At 33.4% G+C, this 17,778-nt stretch carries 18 protein-coding genes and 2 pseudogenes; 4 read left to right on the top strand and 16 right to left on the bottom strand.

Features of this window, described 5'->3' with window-relative positions; all coding sequences use genetic code 11:
- Window positions 1-58 precede the first annotated feature (58 nt).
- The 3 genes from CEF14_RS03330 to CEF14_RS03320 form a co-directional block, all read right to left on the bottom strand.
- Window positions 59-1,063, bottom strand: coding sequence for a restriction endonuclease (locus tag CEF14_RS03330; RefSeq protein ID WP_102691544.1), 1,005 nt, complete (start codon window positions 1,061-1,063; stop codon window positions 59-61).
- A 165-nt stretch (window positions 1,064-1,228) separates the two neighbouring features.
- On the bottom strand, window positions 1,229-3,106 hold the full coding sequence (locus CEF14_RS03325; RefSeq protein WP_170061426.1) for a dynamin family protein: 1,878 nt from the start codon (window positions 3,104-3,106) through the stop codon (window positions 1,229-1,231).
- A 138-nt stretch (window positions 3,107-3,244) separates the two neighbouring features.
- Window positions 3,245-4,462 carry a GNAT family N-acetyltransferase gene (locus tag CEF14_RS03320; protein WP_102691542.1) on the bottom strand — a complete coding sequence of 406 codons (1,218 nt, stop codon included), beginning with the start codon at window positions 4,460-4,462 and terminating at the stop codon, window positions 3,245-3,247.
- Between the two features lie 598 nt (window positions 4,463-5,060).
- Here CEF14_RS03320 and CEF14_RS03315 point away from each other — a divergent pair.
- Entirely contained in the window at window positions 5,061-6,353 is a 1,293-nt protein-coding gene (locus CEF14_RS03315) for a murein hydrolase activator EnvC family protein (protein WP_102691541.1), read from the top strand.
- Here the strand turns inward: CEF14_RS03315 and CEF14_RS03310 are convergent.
- The gene (locus tag CEF14_RS03310; protein WP_102691540.1) at window positions 6,333-6,698 is read right to left on the bottom strand and encodes an ACP S-malonyltransferase; all 366 of its coding nucleotides are present in this window, start codon (window positions 6,696-6,698) and stop codon (window positions 6,333-6,335) included. The two genes, CEF14_RS03315 and CEF14_RS03310, sit on opposite strands and share 21 nt — an antisense overlap.
- Window positions 6,695-7,057: a winged helix-turn-helix transcriptional regulator gene (locus CEF14_RS03305; protein ID WP_102691539.1), complete on the bottom strand. Its 363-nt coding sequence runs from the start codon at window positions 7,055-7,057 to the stop codon at window positions 6,695-6,697. Before CEF14_RS03305 ends, CEF14_RS03310 begins: the two co-directional genes overlap by 4 nt.
- Window positions 7,058-7,239: 182 nt before the next feature.
- Here CEF14_RS03305 and CEF14_RS03300 point away from each other — a divergent pair, with 182 nt between their 5' ends.
- A complete protein-coding gene (locus CEF14_RS03300; protein ID WP_102691538.1) occupies window positions 7,240-7,968 on the top strand; it encodes an SDR family oxidoreductase in 729 nt (242 codons plus the stop codon).
- Between the two features lie 205 nt (window positions 7,969-8,173).
- Here CEF14_RS03300 and sspO read toward each other — a convergent pair whose 3' ends face one another.
- Complete coding sequence (gene sspO / locus CEF14_RS03295) at window positions 8,174-8,326, bottom strand: small acid-soluble spore protein O (RefSeq protein WP_407690470.1); 153 nt, start codon at window positions 8,324-8,326, stop codon at window positions 8,174-8,176.
- 254 nt (window positions 8,327-8,580) lie between these two features.
- Here sspO and CEF14_RS03290 point away from each other — a divergent pair, with 254 nt between their 5' ends.
- Together CEF14_RS03290 and CEF14_RS03285 are read left to right on the top strand one after the other, a co-directional pair.
- Window positions 8,581-9,168: a YdeI/OmpD-associated family protein gene (locus tag CEF14_RS03290; protein WP_102691536.1), complete on the top strand. Its 588-nt coding sequence runs from the start codon at window positions 8,581-8,583 to the stop codon at window positions 9,166-9,168.
- A 356-nt stretch (window positions 9,169-9,524) separates the two neighbouring features.
- The gene (locus tag CEF14_RS03285; RefSeq protein WP_102691535.1) at window positions 9,525-10,439 is read left to right on the top strand and encodes a class I SAM-dependent methyltransferase; all 915 of its coding nucleotides are present in this window, start codon (window positions 9,525-9,527) and stop codon (window positions 10,437-10,439) included.
- A 196-nt stretch (window positions 10,440-10,635) separates the two neighbouring features.
- Here CEF14_RS03285 and CEF14_RS03280 read toward each other — a convergent pair whose 3' ends face one another.
- From CEF14_RS03280 to CEF14_RS03235, 10 genes and pseudogenes are all read right to left on the bottom strand, one after another.
- Entirely contained in the window at window positions 10,636-11,031 is a 396-nt protein-coding gene (locus CEF14_RS03280) for a VOC family protein (protein WP_102691534.1), read from the bottom strand.
- Between the two features lie 166 nt (window positions 11,032-11,197).
- Complete coding sequence (locus CEF14_RS03275; RefSeq protein ID WP_211284553.1) at window positions 11,198-11,434, bottom strand: hypothetical protein; 237 nt, start codon at window positions 11,432-11,434, stop codon at window positions 11,198-11,200.
- A complete protein-coding gene (locus tag CEF14_RS03270) occupies window positions 11,431-11,754 on the bottom strand; it encodes a YbjQ family protein (protein WP_102691533.1) in 324 nt (107 codons plus the stop codon). Before CEF14_RS03270 ends, CEF14_RS03275 begins: the two co-directional genes overlap by 4 nt.
- A 283-nt stretch (window positions 11,755-12,037) precedes the next feature.
- Complete coding sequence (locus CEF14_RS03265; RefSeq protein ID WP_102691532.1) at window positions 12,038-12,415, bottom strand: SET domain-containing protein; 378 nt, start codon at window positions 12,413-12,415, stop codon at window positions 12,038-12,040.
- 570 nt (window positions 12,416-12,985) lie between these two features.
- Window positions 12,986-13,402 carry an immunity 70 family protein gene (locus CEF14_RS03260; RefSeq protein ID WP_102691531.1) on the bottom strand — a complete coding sequence of 139 codons (417 nt, stop codon included), beginning with the start codon at window positions 13,400-13,402 and terminating at the stop codon, window positions 12,986-12,988.
- Window positions 13,403-13,415: 13 nt separating this feature from the next.
- Window positions 13,416-13,790, bottom strand: a pseudogene (locus CEF14_RS19180) (hypothetical protein); the annotation flags it as partial.
- A gap of 69 nt (window positions 13,791-13,859) precedes the next feature.
- A pseudogene (locus tag CEF14_RS03250) lies at window positions 13,860-15,091 on the bottom strand (IS110 family RNA-guided transposase).
- Between the two features lie 157 nt (window positions 15,092-15,248).
- Window positions 15,249-16,025, bottom strand: a complete 777-nt coding sequence (locus CEF14_RS03245) for a recombinase family protein (protein ID WP_102691530.1) — start codon at window positions 16,023-16,025, stop codon at window positions 15,249-15,251.
- An 885-nt stretch (window positions 16,026-16,910) separates the two neighbouring features.
- A complete protein-coding gene (locus CEF14_RS03240) occupies window positions 16,911-17,369 on the bottom strand; it encodes a hypothetical protein (RefSeq protein ID WP_102691529.1) in 459 nt (152 codons plus the stop codon).
- On the bottom strand, window positions 17,369-17,773 hold the full coding sequence (locus CEF14_RS03235) for a hypothetical protein (protein WP_245890033.1): 405 nt from the start codon (window positions 17,771-17,773) through the stop codon (window positions 17,369-17,371). Before CEF14_RS03235 ends, CEF14_RS03240 begins: the two co-directional genes overlap by 1 nt.
- Between the last annotated feature and the right edge of the window lie 5 nt (window positions 17,774-17,778).

Here is a 17,778-nt window from a genome sequence, read left to right as displayed (position 1 = left end):
AGTTACTTAAGACAAAAGCGCTTGGATTTTTTCTCCAAACGCTTTTCTCAGCAACAATCTATGATGATTTTCTCAATCGTTGCAATTCATAATTAGTATAGTGATTCAAATTACCATCAGAATAATCGTAGTGATTTTCTAAATATTGATCCCATTCTTCCTTTTTATTTTCATGAAGAAGTTCATCCATTTTTTCTTGATTCCATATATCCACGTATAATTGATTGGCTAATTCTTTTGCATCTTCTGTCAATTTTGCAGCTGTGATCAATATACATTGGCTACAGTCAAAATAAGCTCTTCCAATTGCGATTTTATGAACATCATCCATTGTAATCATTAATTCGTCTTTGACAACACTAATAGCATGTTTGCCAAAATTGTTTTCTGCAAAAAAGTGAATGCCAAACGAATCATAGTGATCATTGGTTTGAATGTTTTTATACCCTAATTTCTTTAATGATTTTACAACAAAAACTTGTAATTCACGAATCGACATCTTGGACATAGGCTCTTGCTGTAAATAAGCACGTTCAAATCGATTTCGAAGACCTTGGATAAAATCATTTAGAATGCCTATCCGATTAGACGATAAAAACTGATCAAGAATGTACGTTAATTCTTTTCCAGATTCAATCATATACTCCTTCTTCTGTTGAATTAGGGATATTTTTTTGATAGCTTGTGTTACATAATACAACCCGAGAAGCATGAAAAAAGCAATCAATACATAGCTAATGGGATGTAAGTAGTATATTTGATAGATGAAGCTAACACGCTCCATATACTTTTTACTGTAGGATAACGGATAAAATAATGCTATTGCAAACGGGATGATTAACAAATAAATGCTTAATACTATTCCCTTCCAAAGTTCAGATATAGCTACTTTTTTCTCTCTTTCTAATTTCGTCAATTTACTTGAAGATGCTTGCTTGGTTTCGATTGCTACAATTTTTTTCATATTTTTCTTCGCACATTCTGGACAAAAAACGATAATCTTTTGCTTTAAAACCACTTTCGCTGCGTTAACTTTATGTAATGTACATATTGGCTGTCCCATTTTACGCCCTCTTATTTGTTGCAAATTCCTAAAAGTTATTTTCAATTCATATTATATAAAAATCTTCCATCTAAATACATAAGAGATATTTAGCGCATTTTTGGTAATTTTTTATAATCACTGTAACTTATTGTTCTAAAAAAAAGATGCCACTTGGGCATCTTTTTACTTATTGCTGTTAACCTCTAACACTTCAGGTGGTTCTTCTAGTTTAGCTCGGATATCATTTTCTGAAATTTTAAGTGGGTAGAACGGATTCCTTTCTTGAACGATTGCCTGAATTTTCTCATTGCTAATAGGTTTTGCTTCTTGGTATTTTTGGATATATCGTTGATAGTCTAAGTTTACCTTTTTGATACCTTGTATCGTCCGCTCTAATTGTTTCTTTTCTTGTTTTGTTAAGATGAAATCCTCTACTAATACATAGTCATTTACAAATTTTATAATAAATGATTGTGCTTCTAGGATGCTATTAAATCCTTCTAGTTTAACAATTGCATTTTGAATCTTCGAATTTTGTGAATGTCTTTGAAACTCTATAGTGGAGAAATCTTTTGAAATAGATTTCAACTGGTTTTGTACAAAATCGTTTAATCTTTTTTTGATGTCTATAAAAGAACTTAGTAGTTCTTGTTCTTCCAATTTAAGAACGTTATATTTTTGGGTTATTTGTTGTTGCATGTCATTTAACTTTTCTATTTGTTCTTTAAAATAATCACTTTCATCATGTTTACCGAAGATGTTTTTTAACAAAGCAATGCCATTTATCTTTTGATGTTTTTTATCTACTACTTCATATAGACTATGATATTCTTGATATAGTTTTCTGTATTCTCTTGTAGATGTTAGATAATGCTTTGCCTGATGTATAAACGTATTAATATCTTGGTGATCACTAAACGGTTTCATTTCTATCAGCTGTATTAGTTGATATAACGTACCAACTTCTTTGAAAATAGCACTTTGCTTTTTATATAGAGCACTTAATTCGACAACATGTTCATTTTGAGCAGCTTCTCTTACTTCAATGCCATCCAAATTTTCAACATATTCTTTTAGTACAGAATAAGAAGTACTATAAGGTTCTCTCTCTGGTATAATTTCTAGCTCTGTTTGAAATCTTTTTAACCAATGGATGAAACGTACTGTAATATAAGCTAAACGTTTTGCATGATTATTTGCTGTTTTTTCGAGTTCTTTTAAGAGTTGATCTAACTGGCTGTTTTGCCATTTGTCACGATTATTCTCTTCTATCGCTTCAAGGGCTTCTTTTGCAGAAACTTCAATTATTTCACGCACATGCTTAGCTAATTGTTCCTCATATAGAATCGATTGCTTCGTATCTTTTTCTTCGATTAAATCGCTTCCATTAACAATTGCAACAGGGATGATATTTTTTCTATTTAACTTTTCGATTAACTTAATCTCTTCTGGTGCTATTTCTTGCCCATATTTAAATATCCAGAATATGTCATCAGCACGATTAAGAATCGACTCTTTAATATAGGCTGTTTCATTTCCTGAAAGTTGTAAAGGCGTTGTATCTATTAATGTTATTAACTTCAAGAGATCATTTTGTATAAATATCTCTATAAAATCAAGGCCCTCACGCAAAATTCTTGCACTTGATGTATCTAAAGCCGTAAATAATTCAACTTTATCAATATCAAATGATGCAATTTGACCGTCCAAAAAATGAGCACAAACTTCTTCTTTTTCTCCATAACAAATTATAGAGTTAACAGCTGTCGCTACTTCGATTTTAGGACTCATAATAGGTCTTCTTAGCAATGCATTGATTAAACTGGTTTTACCTGTTCCAGTCATTCCTGCAAGTAAAACCATTGTGTTATTAGTTGCATCCTTTATGATGTAATTTAGAACTTTTGATGTTTCCCTAATATATGAGTTATGAGAAAGTATTTGATTTAAATATTGCAGCTTTGCAACAAATTTTTGCAAAAATTCTGCAGGTTCCTCTTGTGCCCAACGTATAGGTAATTCTTCTTTTAAATCATTGATAGTTGTTAGGTCTTTTTCCATTCGCGCCAATTCTCCTTTATGCTCCTTATTCATTAGTATACATGAAAAAAGAAGAGGAGTTGGTTAATTTTTTGAATTTCACCTAAAAATTTTTTGGTATTTTATTGACATAGGTATTAATTGTAAATTAGGCCATTTTTAAAAATAATCTACAAAAGTTGGTACACCTGTAGGGATGATATTTTCCAATAATGCAATAGTAGATGCATCCCCTTTTAGTCTTTCAATGTTATGAAGATATGTGGGCCTCAAGTACCCAAGTAACATGGTGATTAAAGTTTGTACAGTCATCTGTACACAATCTCCATCTAATTGATCACTTATTTTTTGAACTTCAACGTTCCCTTCTTTTGAGGCGATTTCAAAAGTACCATGATTCCATTTTGCTAATGGATCACTTACTGCCCATCTCATATGAAAATCTGCCCTCAAAAATGGAAATTGTTCTACAAATCCCTTCAAATCAACGATACGTGCCATAAAATAGGGCGAAAGACTTTGCTTGATTTCGCTATCTTGCATCAAAAAAGCGACGGCTTCATTGCCTGTTGTTTTGCCATACACTTTATATACCATTGATTGATGGGCATAAACAAAATTCCAAAGTGCTTTTCGTGCAACTTCCTTTAACGTAATTAATTCATCAATATAGAAGTTTTCCTCCATAATACGGTAAAACATATAGCCAAGTGCATTGCCATCCTCATCGTAGTAAACTGCAGCTTGTAAATTGGCATCGCTATCGATAAATTTTTCTTCCCAATAATCTTCTTGATACTTTTCATTCCATGAAATGTCATTTCGAATCATCGCTCCATGCGTACGCATAGCAAATTGATGATAGACATCTTTTAGATCATCGTGCGTAGTCGATAAGCGTCTCACTTGCCCAGGAATGTCATCATAATGTGGAATTTGCGTATCTCGAATTTGATATTCCACAATATCACTCATAATTTCAAATCCTTTTTTACGATAATAAGGAATTGAATAAGGAAACAAATAGGATATAGGATAACCATCTTTTTTCATCTGCTCAAGACTTGCATAAATCAGTTTGTGCATTAAACCGTGCCTTGAATATTCAGGGTAGGTGCCTACAGCCGTAATCCCCCCCATTTTATATACTCGATTATGGATGTTTACTTCAAAAGGTAAGTTTAAAATTTGCGCTACTAATTTGTCACCATCAAACCATCCAAGTGCTACCCCTTCATCAAATTGGGTCGATTTTGCGGAAACAAATAACCGATCCTTATTTATGGATAAATTGACTTGAAAGACATAATTCAGTAATTCAATGGATTGTGATATCTCCGTTTGCTTGATTTCTCTCATATGTAAATTAGATTTCATTTTTCTTCCCCTTTAGTTATGACTATTTTATTTATATTTCCCATATGTATAAGATTTACACAAAAAGTTGCCTTTAAAATCATTCGTTAAGAAAAGAGAGACACTTATATAATTCGACAGGAAAATAAGCTTTCTTGTTACATATCCTTTAAATTTCCCACTTCATCGATTATAAGCGAAATCTATTCCTTTAGAAACGAGCACTATAAGACAAATAATACAATTAAAACAAGATTCAACAAAATATGAAACAAAATTGTAATGGTAGCCAAGTTTTTAACAGCTATAATGAATTTGATAGAAAAAGTAGATTTACCACGAAAAAACGGTGATAAATTGATAGAAATGTGCTAAAAAACTGAATGGTGACATTAACGTAGCTTTTGAAATTTCAAATCAACTAGAGGTAATTCCTCTATCTCTTGAATAAAGACTGCATGGGTAAATCAATCTCTATAAAAAAATAACAGATTTTCCCAAATAGCGCAAACCGTTTGATATTACAACAAATATTTTATTACGAATGTTTGGGGTAGTTTCATATTTGTACGAAAATACTTAAACGTTTCATATTTTATAATCAGAGGTGGGTTACGAATTGAAAACAAAATCAAAGCATTTAGGTAAAATAATGGCTGCAACATTAGCACTAACCGTAGCGATTCCATCGGTTAATGTTGGGGCAGAATCTTTACAAGATCTGAAAACCCAACAACAAGAAATAAACCAAAAAAAATTAGATTTATCTTCTAATCTTAAACAAAAATCCTCAACAATTCATCAAAATGAGTCCAAAATTAATGGGTTTATGAAGCAAATCAAGAAATTAGATACTCAAATTAATCGTACTAATGTAAAAATCACTAACATACTAGCAGATATCGAATCGACTACTAGTGACATAGAGCAACTGAACAAATCAATTGCCGAGTTAGAAAAAAACATAGACGCACGTGATGCTTTATTACAAGATAGAGCTCGTTCTATTCAAGAAAGTGGCGGCTCTATCAGTTACATAGATGTATTATTAGGGGCAAATAACTTTGGAGATTTTATAGATCGAATATCAGCTGTCAACACATTACTTGCTGCAGACCGTGATATTATCAAAGCACAAACGAATGATAAAAAGAAACTAGAAGAACAACAAAGTGAACTTGAACAAAAACTTCTAAAACAACAAAAAAATCGTGATCAATTAAAAGCTTTACGAAATTCATTTGATCAACAAAAGAAAACGAAAAATAAAGTAATTGACAATTTAGAAGCCGAACAAGCAAAATTGATCTCCGAAAAAAAATCAATAGAAAAAGAATATTCAGAAACACTCACAATTAGCAAAAAAGTTCAAGCAAATATTGAAAAAGAGCAAGCTCGTTTAGCAGAAGTCGCTCGTCAAAAAGCCGAAGCCCAACAAAGTAGTACCGAAACCACTTCTGTTTCCAATGATAGTCAAACAACGAAAACTCCAAATGTATCAAGTGGAACTTGGACAAGACCTACGACTGGTCGAATAACTTCTAACTCTGGCGTCCGCGATATTGGTGCAGGATCTGAAATCCATTATGGGACTGACATAGCAAATGTACAAGGTACTCCAATCGTTGCAGCTGCAGATGGCGTAGTATTCCGTGCGAGCCCATTATCCACATATGGGAATGTAATAATGATTACCCATTCTATTAAAGGGCAAACTTGGACAACCGTTTATGCACATTTAAGCGGATATAATACAAGTGTTGGACAGTATGTTAAAAAAGGTCAAGTAATTGGCTATATGGGTTCAACTGGCCGCTCAACAGGCAGTCACTTGCATTTTGAAATGCATAATACGCCTTGGCAAGGTCAAAAAGTAGGTCTAGTAAATCCTTTACGATATATTTCTTTCTAAATGCATAGTAAAGAGTTCATCATCCAGTAAATACCAGACTTGATGTTGAACTCTTTTGTGTTGTGGAAGATACTTTGTAATCATGTCTTTTACTTTTGATAAATCCTCTGCTTTTTCAAAAGGTATAGAACTAATATCTTTTGTAATACTTGCCATTAAGTTTGTTAATACTGTCTTATATCCAAGCTCAATCACATGATTTACACCCTTTTGGTGAATGAATCGAATGGATTTTTCCCACATTACTGGTTCAACCATTTGTCTTTTTAATAGCTTGACATATTCAATAGGTTTATCAATATGAGGTTGACCTGTTACGTTTGAAATAATAGGTGCCTCTGTCAATATTCAGATTCGGATTTAGAAATATAATTTTGCCCCCATACTCTTAAAGAATTAATGATAAATGATAAATCATTTCCTTCTTTGGTTAAGAAGTATTCTACTCTTGGTGGAACAGTATCACTCACCGTTCGTTTCACAATTCCATCCGATTCGAGTTCCCTAAGTTGTAAAGTTAATATCCTTTGCGAAATCCCTGGTATTAATCCTTTAAGTTCATTAAATCTGAATGATTTTTCAGATAAAATATCAATAATGATACCTTTCCATTTTCCCCCTATCAAATGTAGAGCCAGCTCAACTGGGCAAGCCCTTTTAACCTCTTCACTGCAAACACCATAGTGTTTTAATCCATGTCCCATATTGCCACTCCTTTCATTAAGTTACAAAAATGTGCGTACTTACATGTATTACCCATTTTCTTTATATTTAATATATCAGAAATGAAAGGAGTTCATATCACGACATGTAAAAAATCTTATCCTCGTGTTATTACATTTTGCATAGAAAAAAATTATAGAAAATGAAAAAGGAGGACATTTTTATGGATAAATCTAAAATCGTATTAATTACAGGCGGAAACAAAGGTATTGGTTTGGAGACAGCTAGACAATTAGGAAAAATAGGATATGAGATTATATTGGGATGCAGAAATGAAAACAGAGGATTTGAAGCGGTAACGTTATTGGAAAAAGAGAATATTAAAGCTAAAACTTTGATTCTTGACGTTACAAACCCTACCTCCATTCATTCCGCTGTAGAACAAATTGAACAAGAGTACGGATTACTCGATATCTTGATTAATAATGCAGGCGTGTTTTTAGAAGGTAACGTACCTCCAAGTGAATTGGAATTGTCCGTTCTTAAGAGTACATACGAGACGAACGTTTTCGGTGTATTTTCTATCACTAAAGCTATGCTTCCATTGCTCAAAAAATCTTCTTCAGGAAGAATTGTTAACCTTTCTAGCGGATTAGGTTCCTTAACATTGAATTCAGAACCAACATCGGAGTTTTATAACGTGAATTCACTCGCCTACAATAGTTCAAAAACGGCTGTAAATGCTTTAACCGTTTTCTTTGCTAAAGAATTAAGCGATTCTCCGATTAAAATCAACTCAGTTTGCCCTGGATTCACAGCTACCGATTTAAATGGTAACAGTGGCTATCGTTCAGTTGAACAAGCGGCTTCCATTGTAGTGAAGCTTGCCATAATAAATAGTGATGGTCCAACTGGTAGCTTTTTTGATGAACATGGGAATGTGCCTTGGTAAGGAGTAAGGGTTTATTTTATTGATATTATCTTTTCATTTTATTTAACAATTTCATTTGTAAAAACAATTATCCCGGCTGGACTTCAAGTGTTGGGTTATACATTTAAGGTGAAACCATAAATGTTGGCAAATCCCTTTAAATTTAGGAAGGGTTGCTTCAAAAGTCATGGCTTCACGACTTTTGAGGCAACCCATTTACTTCTTACTATTGTCGTTTCTTTGTCTTTTTATTATTTAACTTTTCTGTTGCTGTTAATGGTTCATTTGCAAATTCTTGATTAAATTCTCTTGATTGCTGATCGCGAGTTGCTTGTTTATCACTGAAATCTTTACCCAGTTGCTTACTTAATTTTTGGATTTTGTTCATGTTTTCCACCTCCATACAAATAGGTTTTGCAAATTTGTATGAAGTATTCAATATCCATAAGAAAGGATAAAGTTTTGAAAAAGAGATTAAATCATCTCTTTATATTCGAAAAGTCTATTTACGAGTTTTTTCATGATAAAATAAAATTCGAACATAATTACGAATACGCTTTTAGCACATTTACAATTGAAACACTGCAGAATAGCGACTCAACTGTTTGAAAAATTGAAAGGAGATGTTCTTGGATGACAAATAGTAACATGAATCCTAAAGTTGATGAGTTTTTAAGTAAAGCAAAAAAGTGGAAAGAAGAATATGAGAAGTTGAGAAATATTGTTCTTGACTGTGAGCTGACCGAAGAATTTAAGTGGATGCATCCTTGTTATACGTTTGAGAATAAAAACATCGTGTTAATACATGGATTTAAAGAATATTGTGCACTTCTGTTTCATAAAGGTGCCCTGTTAAAGGATCCCCATGGAATTCTCATCCAACAAACGGAGAATGTACAGGCAGCGCGCCAGATTCGATTTACTAACGTTCAAGAAATAAACGAGTTGGAATCTATTTTGAAAGACTATATTTATGAAGCGATTGAAGTTGAAAAAGCAGGTTTGAAAGTGAATATGAATACAGAAATTCTAATCCCTGATGAACTTCAACATAAATTCGATGAAATGCCTGCCCTGAAAACTGCTTTTGAAGCATTGACGCCAGGACGACAAAGAGCTTATGTTTTTTATTTTTCGGGAGCAAAACAAGCCAAAACTCGAGCATCAAGAGTTGAAAAATACATTCAGCAAATTCTTGGTGGAAAGGGATTAAATGATTAGTATTTTTTCATTAATCGCATGCATACGACGATTTTAGGTTACTAACCTCTTATTTTCATACCAGCATCACTTCGAATATCATCATACATCGTTATTAAACTTTTTTGTCCTCTGAATTAACACTTAGTTGACCAAGTCTCAAATTAAGTTAGACTAGTTTTGATAAATCTGTAAAGGATTAATTTAGCTAAGCTTCCCCCTTTGGCAATCAAGTTAAAGGGGGATTTCCCTAAATAAAGAAAACAGCCATCACTACTTTACTTGACAAAATATTTTATATATGATATAATAATAAATTTAAATGTTATAATGAAATCCTCTCGTAAAGAGAAATAAACAATTGGAGGGTTTTATTTATGACATCATATGAATCAAGTTTAACATCTTTAATCTCTGCCTTCGGACGAGCTTACCATCACCTTTTTGATACTCCACTTATTTTTGATGATTTTATCGCTCCTAAACTTTTATCAGCACAAGAATTTGAAGCCATTAAAACGAATATGATAAAGGGAATTGACTTTTTTAATGCTGATTTAGGGAGTAAGTTGAAAGATCAACCCGATGAAGCTTTAAAATGGATTATCCAAACTCAGCTTTCACCCACGCCTTTAGCACGTGCTGCATTTTGTGAAAAAGTACTATTTAATGAAATCTCTTTAGGTGCTTCTCAATATATTATTTTAGGTGCAGGTATGGATACATTTGCTTTACGCCATATTCATCTAGAAAAGAAAATTTCTATATTTGAAGTCGATTTCCCAACAACGCAAAAATTTAAAATAAATAAATTAGAATCATCTAACTTAACAATTCCCAGCAACTTATATTTTATTCAAAGCGATTTTTCGAAGAATATTTCATCTGATTTTTTAGTTGAAAACAATGTAAGACAAGAAAAAACCTTCTTTAGTTTACTTGGCGTATCATATTACTTATCAAAAGCTGAACTTGAGCAATTATTGATGAATCTATTTAAAGAAATGCCTATTGGTAGTTCAATCGTGTTTGATTATGCTGATGAAAATTTATTTATTGAAAAAGGAATATCGAACCGTGTTGAGAATATGGTGAAATTAGCGATGGCTAGTGGAGAGCCAATGAAATCTAGTTTTTCTTATGAAGAAATAGAAAGTCTATTACAAAAAGCGGGTTTATTAATTTATGAACATTTAACTCCAGAAGATATTCAATTGCAATTTTTTAATGATAGAGATGATTATTTATCTGCATTTGAAACAATCCACTATATTCATGCTGTGAAAAAATAAATGTTCGGTAAGATTTTGGGAGGCACTTTTCATTAAAATCGAAAAACAGTAACCACCTACCAAACAAATGGGTTTGCAAGTTGTTTAAAAATATGTTGCTCTACATTTCTATTCTAAGATCCGCAACAAAAACGCCTAGTCCTTTTTATTTCAAAGGGTTTAGGCGTTCTTTCAATTATAATCATCGTTGTTTAAGTTACTTTGCATTTACATCTGGTTGATGTATGCCAATGACATTTCCTTCTGTATCAAGGTAGTATCCCTGCCACGCCATTCCTGGTAATGCGTATTTTGGTAATGCTACTTTACCTCCATGGTTCAGGATTTTTTGTTCTGTTAAATCGTAATCTTCCACGCCCATTGTACAAACAAATCCATTTATAGGTTGATTTGCCTCTGGTGGAGCACTTTGTCGTTGCATTAATGCACCATTGATTCCCATTTGACCCTCATCACCAGTAACTGCTCCAAAGTAAGGCATACCTGCATAGGTACTCCAATCTTCAAACTTCCAGCCGAATACCTCTCCGTAAAACTGTTTGGCGCGATCCATATCATCTACATGAATTTCAAAATGTACTACTCTCCCCATTATTACCTCCTACTTTATCAATAAATTTACCATTCATATAAATTTCTCCATTATTCTATCTGTTTTATGCAAAAATATTGAATATTTTAAATACTTTGTGGAAATTGTATTATAGCATACTGAAATACAAAGCATCTTTTACCACAAAACAATGTACAAAAAATAACTATGTTTCTTTTTTATAAAAACGCTCACCTGTATTTGGGTTATAATAGACTCTTGTTTTTTCACCCGTAACAGGGTCCAAATTTACCTCTTCTGTTAATTCAAAACCTGCAGGGATTTTTGTCTCACGATTACTTTTATATCGTTTGTCATATATGAAATATCCAAGCAAAATACATACGACAACAACGATCATTTGAAACATGGCATATAAACCTATGCCCAAAAATGTTGTCATGCTAACTTCTCCACCACTACTGCTGTTCCATATGCCACAATTTCACTCATGTTATTACCGATTTCCCCCGAATCATATCGCATCATAATAATAGCGTTCGCACCCATTTGGTTGGCATTTTTGATCATGCGGTCCATTGCTTCTTTTCGGGAATCTTCCAGCATGGCAGTATATTGTTTGATTTCTCCCCCAACTAATCCTTTTAAACCTGCCATAATGTCTCCACCTAGTCCACGACTTCTTACAATCAGCCCAAAAACAGGGCCCTTTACATCAACGACTTTATAACCCTCAATCCGCTCTGTTGTTACTACTAACATAGTTATCATCTCCAATTTCTCTTATTTTGTTATTCATAACATCTTTATGTTAATTCTATATGTTAAATTAATCATAATATAGGATTCAATAATAACCAATTACTAATTAAGAAATTTATTCCTTTTCTAACCAACAAGTACCTAGATACGCTTTCGGACTTTCGCTAAGGGTTGTAATACCATTGAAAAAACCAGACAGAGGACGAATTTGTACCTCTATCTGGTTTTTTAATGGGTTCTTTAAATGCCTTTTAAAAAAATTCCATTGCCTGCAAATTTCTGTCTAGTCCTCATCAAACCACAGTGGATCTTCGTTATCCACATCGCCATTATAATTGATTAGAATTTCATCTCCTGCTTTTATATCCGTATAAGCATAGAAGTCAAATGTGCGATTTCTAAAATTAATCTCATAATTTGCATTCGGTTCATAAGAATGATTAAATAACATTCCATAACCAAGAAGGATAGCAGATTGATCTATCCCATACTCAAACGCGTAATCCCCAAGTATAGTTTGCTCAATGTATTGATGCTGGTCATTTGGATAAGAAATGACAGGTGCTTCATGGATAAGCTCTCCTTTTTTGATATCACATGTAGCAAATACCCCTCTATTGAATTCTCCATTACTTATTGGAGATGTTTTTACCTCAATCATGCTGTTCGCCTTCTCACTTTTAAAATTTCTTTCTAACTGTACCATTAATTTGAACATAGAGCTCTATTTATTTTAAAAAAAGATTAATTTTACTTTCAACAGGACAATTTAGCACATTGGTTACCTCTGAGGAATACCCATAAATTTTGTCATTTACTTCTATAAAATTATATCTATACTATAGATCATTTTTATGTAAAAATATATTCTAACGCTAAATATTATTAGCTTTCCCTATTAGTTTACCAGTCGATTCACCTCGTTCAAATCCTGCAAATACCTTGTTACCTGCTGTTGTTTGTGCGGTTCGAACTTCAAAGTCAGGGAAAAAGAGAAGGTAGGGCTTTGAAGAATAAAAATGGTGGTATCTGATGATATTATGGTTATTTGCTTAAAAAAATTAATAGTAGATAGGACATACGTTTTAAAGATACTGTACGTACTAAAGAATTTGGTAAAACATCATATAGAGCTTACAAAGTTTATCTTTACTATCTGAATAAAGAGTGGTGTATTCGGCACTCCGTATCGTAAAAAACCATGGGATAGCGTCCCATGGTTTTAAAAAAGTTATAGTTTATGAATTTTCAAATCACATTTATCTTCTTCTGCCACATCCATCGCTGTGTGTATCACTTCAAAGAATGTTTTCCCATCAGTTGTTGCAAAATAATTCGCAAGGTTAGTTACTTTGGAACTTATTTTATCCCCCCACGGAGGTTTTTGTGATAAATCATCAATATCCCATATAACATGTTCTGGCGAGTGTTTTGATAATTCCTGTTCAATTTCAATTAAATTAGCTTTTGCCACAGAAACATCATCCAAATTTAGTTTGTCATTATATAACTCATTCATAATTAAAGGGTATTTTGTCCCCCATCCTTCTTTTTCTAAATGATATGAGATTGTTGAAAAGAATGAATGTACAAAATCGCTATGACCTAATTCGTAATAAAAACAATCTACTAATATTCCTACTGTTATTTAAATTTCACCTCTAATCCATCTTAAAAATTATTTCTGCTACTCCGTTTGTTCTTCCATTTATTTTTTGTTTAATGTCCCTTAAAACATCCCTTGTAACATTTTGACCCCTAACATCAATAATAACAGACTGCTTAGTTTTATAAGGTAAATCACTTATCCGTTTATTAATTTGTTTTGACACGTTTCTTATTAAGTTACTTCTACCAGAAGACGTAGTCACTTTATAATTTTTAACTTCTATGCTATGACCGTTAATATAAAAATCTGGTCTTGAACTATTTTTAGTGCCATGACTTACTTCATTCCTATCCTTGAATGATACTTGGTCACGATATCCATGATATTCTTTTCCTACATCAATTTCAGATTGTCTCCATGATGGTCTAGTTTTATCTATACCCTATGTTGTAATCTTAAAATCTAATAATAAAAAAATCGGTCGTCTTTTACCTTATTAAACTACTTCTTTCTCTTTTATTATTGGCAATTCGTAGGCTGTTTTATGCTTCATCATGCCATAAACAATGTTCACAAGCCTTCTCATAATGCAAACCAAGCTTGTCCCTTTGTTTTACCTTCTTTAAGTTTGCGTTGGTAGTAAGCATAAAACACTGGGTTCCTTGGTAACTTACTTCCTTTAGCTACTTGCACTTGTTGGACTGCGAGGTTGTATAAAGCGTGTAACGCCCGATTGCCCTGTTTGCTTTTTTGTTCCTTACCTTTCCCACCAGACCCAAAGTAAACTGGCGCAACACCCGCAAATCGTGCTAATTTATTTGCATTGGGAAAGCGTCTTACGTCACCTATCTCTGCAATTAATGCGGAAGCTGTCACAAGGTCAATTCCTGGCATAGAGTCCAGTTGAAAGTCTAGTAAGCTCATTAACTCTTTTAATTCTCTTCCTACCTTGCGTATTTCCTGCTTTCCAAATAAAATATGGCGCACAATACTTTCTACCAAAAAGTTTCTTGTCTCCTGATGTTCTTTTGTTGTATTCCCGTCCTCTTTCACTAGCTTTAATATTTCATTGGCTTTTTTCACCGAACACGTATTGTTGCTTACTTCTAATAAAAATGTGGTCAATTGCTTTACACTCACACCTTCTAAACAAGACGGTGAAGGATAACGTTCCCAAAACGCCAATGCTGTTTTTCCATCTACTTCAGAGAAAAACTTCTTATAGCTTGGATAATGATGGCTCAATTGAATGTGCAGTTGGTTCTTTAAAGCACCTTGTGCCTTCACCAATGCATTTCTCCTAGTGACCAATTGTTGTATCGACCAATATAAATCATGTGGCTTAGCATCTGGCAAATGGCTAAGTTGTCTTACCAATATTCTAGCCACACATTCCGCATCCCAGCTATCACTTTTTTGTACGGTCACATGGCTTTTTCGTTCAGCATAAGAAAGAGCTGGGTTAACCTCTTTTACAACTTGTCCATGGTCCGTTAGATATTGTGCCAGTGCTCGACCGTAACCACCCACATCTTCTAATCCAAATACAGGTGTCAACCCTTCTTCTGTATGTTTATCAATATCTAGTAAAAATGTTGAGAAAGCGGACGGTTTATTTTCAACCTTTATTTCATCAAGCTTCTCCTGCCAACAATTAATTATCACTGCCACATGCTGATGTTTATGTAAGTCTACACCCACATAAATGTGTTTCTGTTTTTCATGCATGGCTCATCCTCCTATTCAGTTGTCAATTATTGAATGAAAATGCCGGCAACCTTAGTTCGAGCGTTCACCTATTGGTGCGCATTGGTACGAAAGCCTATCCATTTTCATCGTTACATCGTAACTTATAAGAAAATGAGTCCCTTTTTTAAGTCACCTATTAAATTATTGCTTCATGTTTGCCACTTGCTTTTATTTGTCCGTATGTATAAATCCCTTGATAAAAGCTCTGTCGGTCTAAAATGCGTTTCACTTGTACTTTCGTAAATGCTTTCCCTTGCGTTGTTTGATAACCTTCTTTATTCAATGCTTCTGCCAACTTAGACAGTGACCATTTTTTATGTATCTGTTTCAGTTCAAACAACCGTTTTACTACTTCTGCATGCCCGTTATGTATTTTTAGTTCTTTTTCACCCTTTTGTTTGATATAGCCAAATGTCGCCCTTCCTCCTGCATATCCACCTTCCTTCGCTTTCTTGTTTCTTCCTTTTGTTAGCTTTAGCGCTATCTCAAGCCGTTGATATTGGTCTAATAACTCCATTAAGCCATTGACCAAAAAGTCATTGGGGTCTTTCTTATGGATACTGTACATAGGTTGTTCAATGCTTTTAATGTCACAGTCATATTTCTTCAGCTCTCGTTGTATGAGTACCTTCACTATATCCGACCTCCATAATCGGCTTGTGTTCAGTACTACCACATAATCAACTTGGACAGACGAAAGGTGAGCCAACATTTCCTGTAAGCCCACCCTGTCAATTTCTAATGCTTCTTCATTCAGTTTTGCACCACTAATTCCTTCATCTCTAAAAATATGGATCAAGTTCCAGCCTTGTTCTTTACAATACCCTTTAATTTCATCTTCTTGATATTTCAAGCTGTATCCATCTTTTGCTTGCCCTTGTGTCGAGACACGTATATACCCAACAACGTTCAACTTCTCACCCTCCCGTTACATAAATTTTAATTTGTGTAACGCTTTTTAACGAATAGCGAGTATTATACGACCCTCTCTAGTAAAAATACAACCCAATTTTTGTCTGCCTGATGCTAAACTAGTAACCTTCTTACGTAACCTACCTTTTATCGCCAAGAGCTTTGTCATTCTCGTTAGTTTTTTAGCCATTCCCTGTCATAACTACCCCTGCCATATAAAATGTCATCTCGCCTAATTATCGTACTTTTCTTACTATCCAAGTGTTAACACGATACTCCATGATGGTACAACCATCATGAGCTTTCGATTCTCAAACAAATCACATTCTTATTGTCTCACTCAAAAATCTTCACTTTTTATTATTCACTATCTTTATGTATCCGTATCGATACCACCTTTAGCATTACGAGCTTTGTCATTGTCTTTAGTTTGTGGGTTTTGCAGTACCATAAGTCCTCTTGGCATGTAAAATGTCATCTCGCCTGTTTATCGTACTTCTTACAAAATCCAAATATAAAATCAATACTCCATGATGGTACTACCTTCATGAGCTTTGAATTTCATACAATCTTTTTTTTAGTAATTCAATGCATAAATTTCTCATAAACAAAATAAAAAGCACTTGTTGTATTTAATCAACAATCAAGTGCTTTAAAGTTCATCTGTTTTTAAGTAGCTTTAAATGGATAAGTTTTCATAGAAGCAATATGACACTTTTATATGTCGTGACAAGTAATAACTTTAAAACTTACCAGTTTATTATTTCCAGTTTATTTCATGTTTTTATATTCGTAGCCAATAGAATGCCATCTCGCCTCGTTATTGTTCTTATGTTCAAAGCTAAATATCTTGATATTTCCTATGGACTCTCGATTTTCAAATATATTATCTCTCTTCTTTGCACAAATATAAATATTGGCCAAACTCCGGGAATATATCCCAATTTCTTGTTACATCATCTTTTGTCTCTCGTTCTTCTACTTCTCCAGTTTTAGAATCTCTTTGTTCCATAGCAATATGACCATTTTCTTGATACCCAAAAATCATACTCTTTAATTGTGTATCTCCTTCATACTCCCAATACATTATTGTCCTTAGGAATATCCTATTATCTTCTTTAACTATAAAATCGTAGTTTAAATATTTACGACCAAAATCATCCAGAAAACTTACTGATACCCATTTATCAGTGACATTTACTAGATACTTTGGCTGCTCTCCATCACTTAGAACAGCAGTATATGGATGACTATTTTCATGAAGTGTCTTTGCTGTATTTTCATCAATAATATTCCAAGGTTTCTTTTTTATATTAGACCACTTATCACAATAGTAAATTTCCATTAATTATACACCTTCCCATTAATATCGCGAATAATAATTCCTTTCAAATTAGCCTCATCAATGATTTTTTGTGGAACTGGCTTGGTTTGTACAGGCACTTCCAAAATTAATTCTCCCTCCAGTCGACCACCCTTTAAAGCATTAGGGTTAAATTTACCAGAGGAAATTTCCGAACCCGAAGAATACTTTTTAGTAAACTCACTTAAATAACTTAATGCCGTCGTTTCTTTTACTTCAGCCAGTTGAGTAAATTTCCTCGAGACAATTTCCTCACCTGGAACATAAGAATCAACAACATACTTCTTTCCATTGATTTCCTTTGCCTCTAACTCTACTTCATTATAAGGATATCGAGGACGATTTTCTTTATTAAATCTATTTCCTGCTTCCCATTGTTTTTTCACAAAAT

The organism is Rummeliibacillus pycnus (genome assembly GCF_002884495.1).
GTDB lineage: Bacteria > Bacillota > Bacilli > Bacillales_A > Planococcaceae > Rummeliibacillus > Rummeliibacillus pycnus.
Note: the sequence above shows the minus strand (reverse complement) of the source record. Positions and strands in the feature narration are given on the sequence as shown.

Coding starts and splice junctions, on each gene's coding strand:
- CEF14_RS03240 (WP_102691529.1), bottom strand. CDS start 17,369: ATGGAAATTTACTATTGTGATAAGTGGTCTAATATAAAAAAGAAACCT.
- CEF14_RS03300 (WP_102691538.1), top strand. CDS start 7,240: ATGGATAAATCTAAAATCGTATTAATTACAGGCGGAAACAAAGGTATT.
- CEF14_RS03290 (WP_102691536.1), top strand. CDS start 8,581: ATGACAAATAGTAACATGAATCCTAAAGTTGATGAGTTTTTAAGTAAA.
- CEF14_RS03265 (WP_102691532.1), bottom strand. CDS start 12,415: ATGATTGAGGTAAAAACATCTCCAATAAGTAATGGAGAATTCAATAGA.
- CEF14_RS03270 (WP_102691533.1), bottom strand. CDS start 11,754: ATGTTAGTAGTAACAACAGAGCGGATTGAGGGTTATAAAGTCGTTGAT.
- CEF14_RS03325 (WP_170061426.1), bottom strand. CDS start 3,106: ATGGAAAAAGACCTAACAACTATCAATGATTTAAAAGAAGAATTACCT.
- CEF14_RS03320 (WP_102691542.1), bottom strand. CDS start 4,462: ATGAAATCTAATTTACATATGAGAGAAATCAAGCAAACGGAGATATCA.
- CEF14_RS03305 (WP_102691539.1), bottom strand. CDS start 7,057: ATGGGACATGGATTAAAACACTATGGTGTTTGCAGTGAAGAGGTTAAA.
- CEF14_RS03280 (WP_102691534.1), bottom strand. CDS start 11,031: ATGGGGAGAGTAGTACATTTTGAAATTCATGTAGATGATATGGATCGC.
- CEF14_RS03275 (WP_211284553.1), bottom strand. CDS start 11,434: ATGACAACATTTTTGGGCATAGGTTTATATGCCATGTTTCAAATGATC.
- CEF14_RS03330 (WP_102691544.1), bottom strand. CDS start 1,063: ATGGGACAGCCAATATGTACATTACATAAAGTTAACGCAGCGAAAGTG.
- CEF14_RS03285 (WP_102691535.1), top strand. CDS start 9,525: ATGACATCATATGAATCAAGTTTAACATCTTTAATCTCTGCCTTCGGA.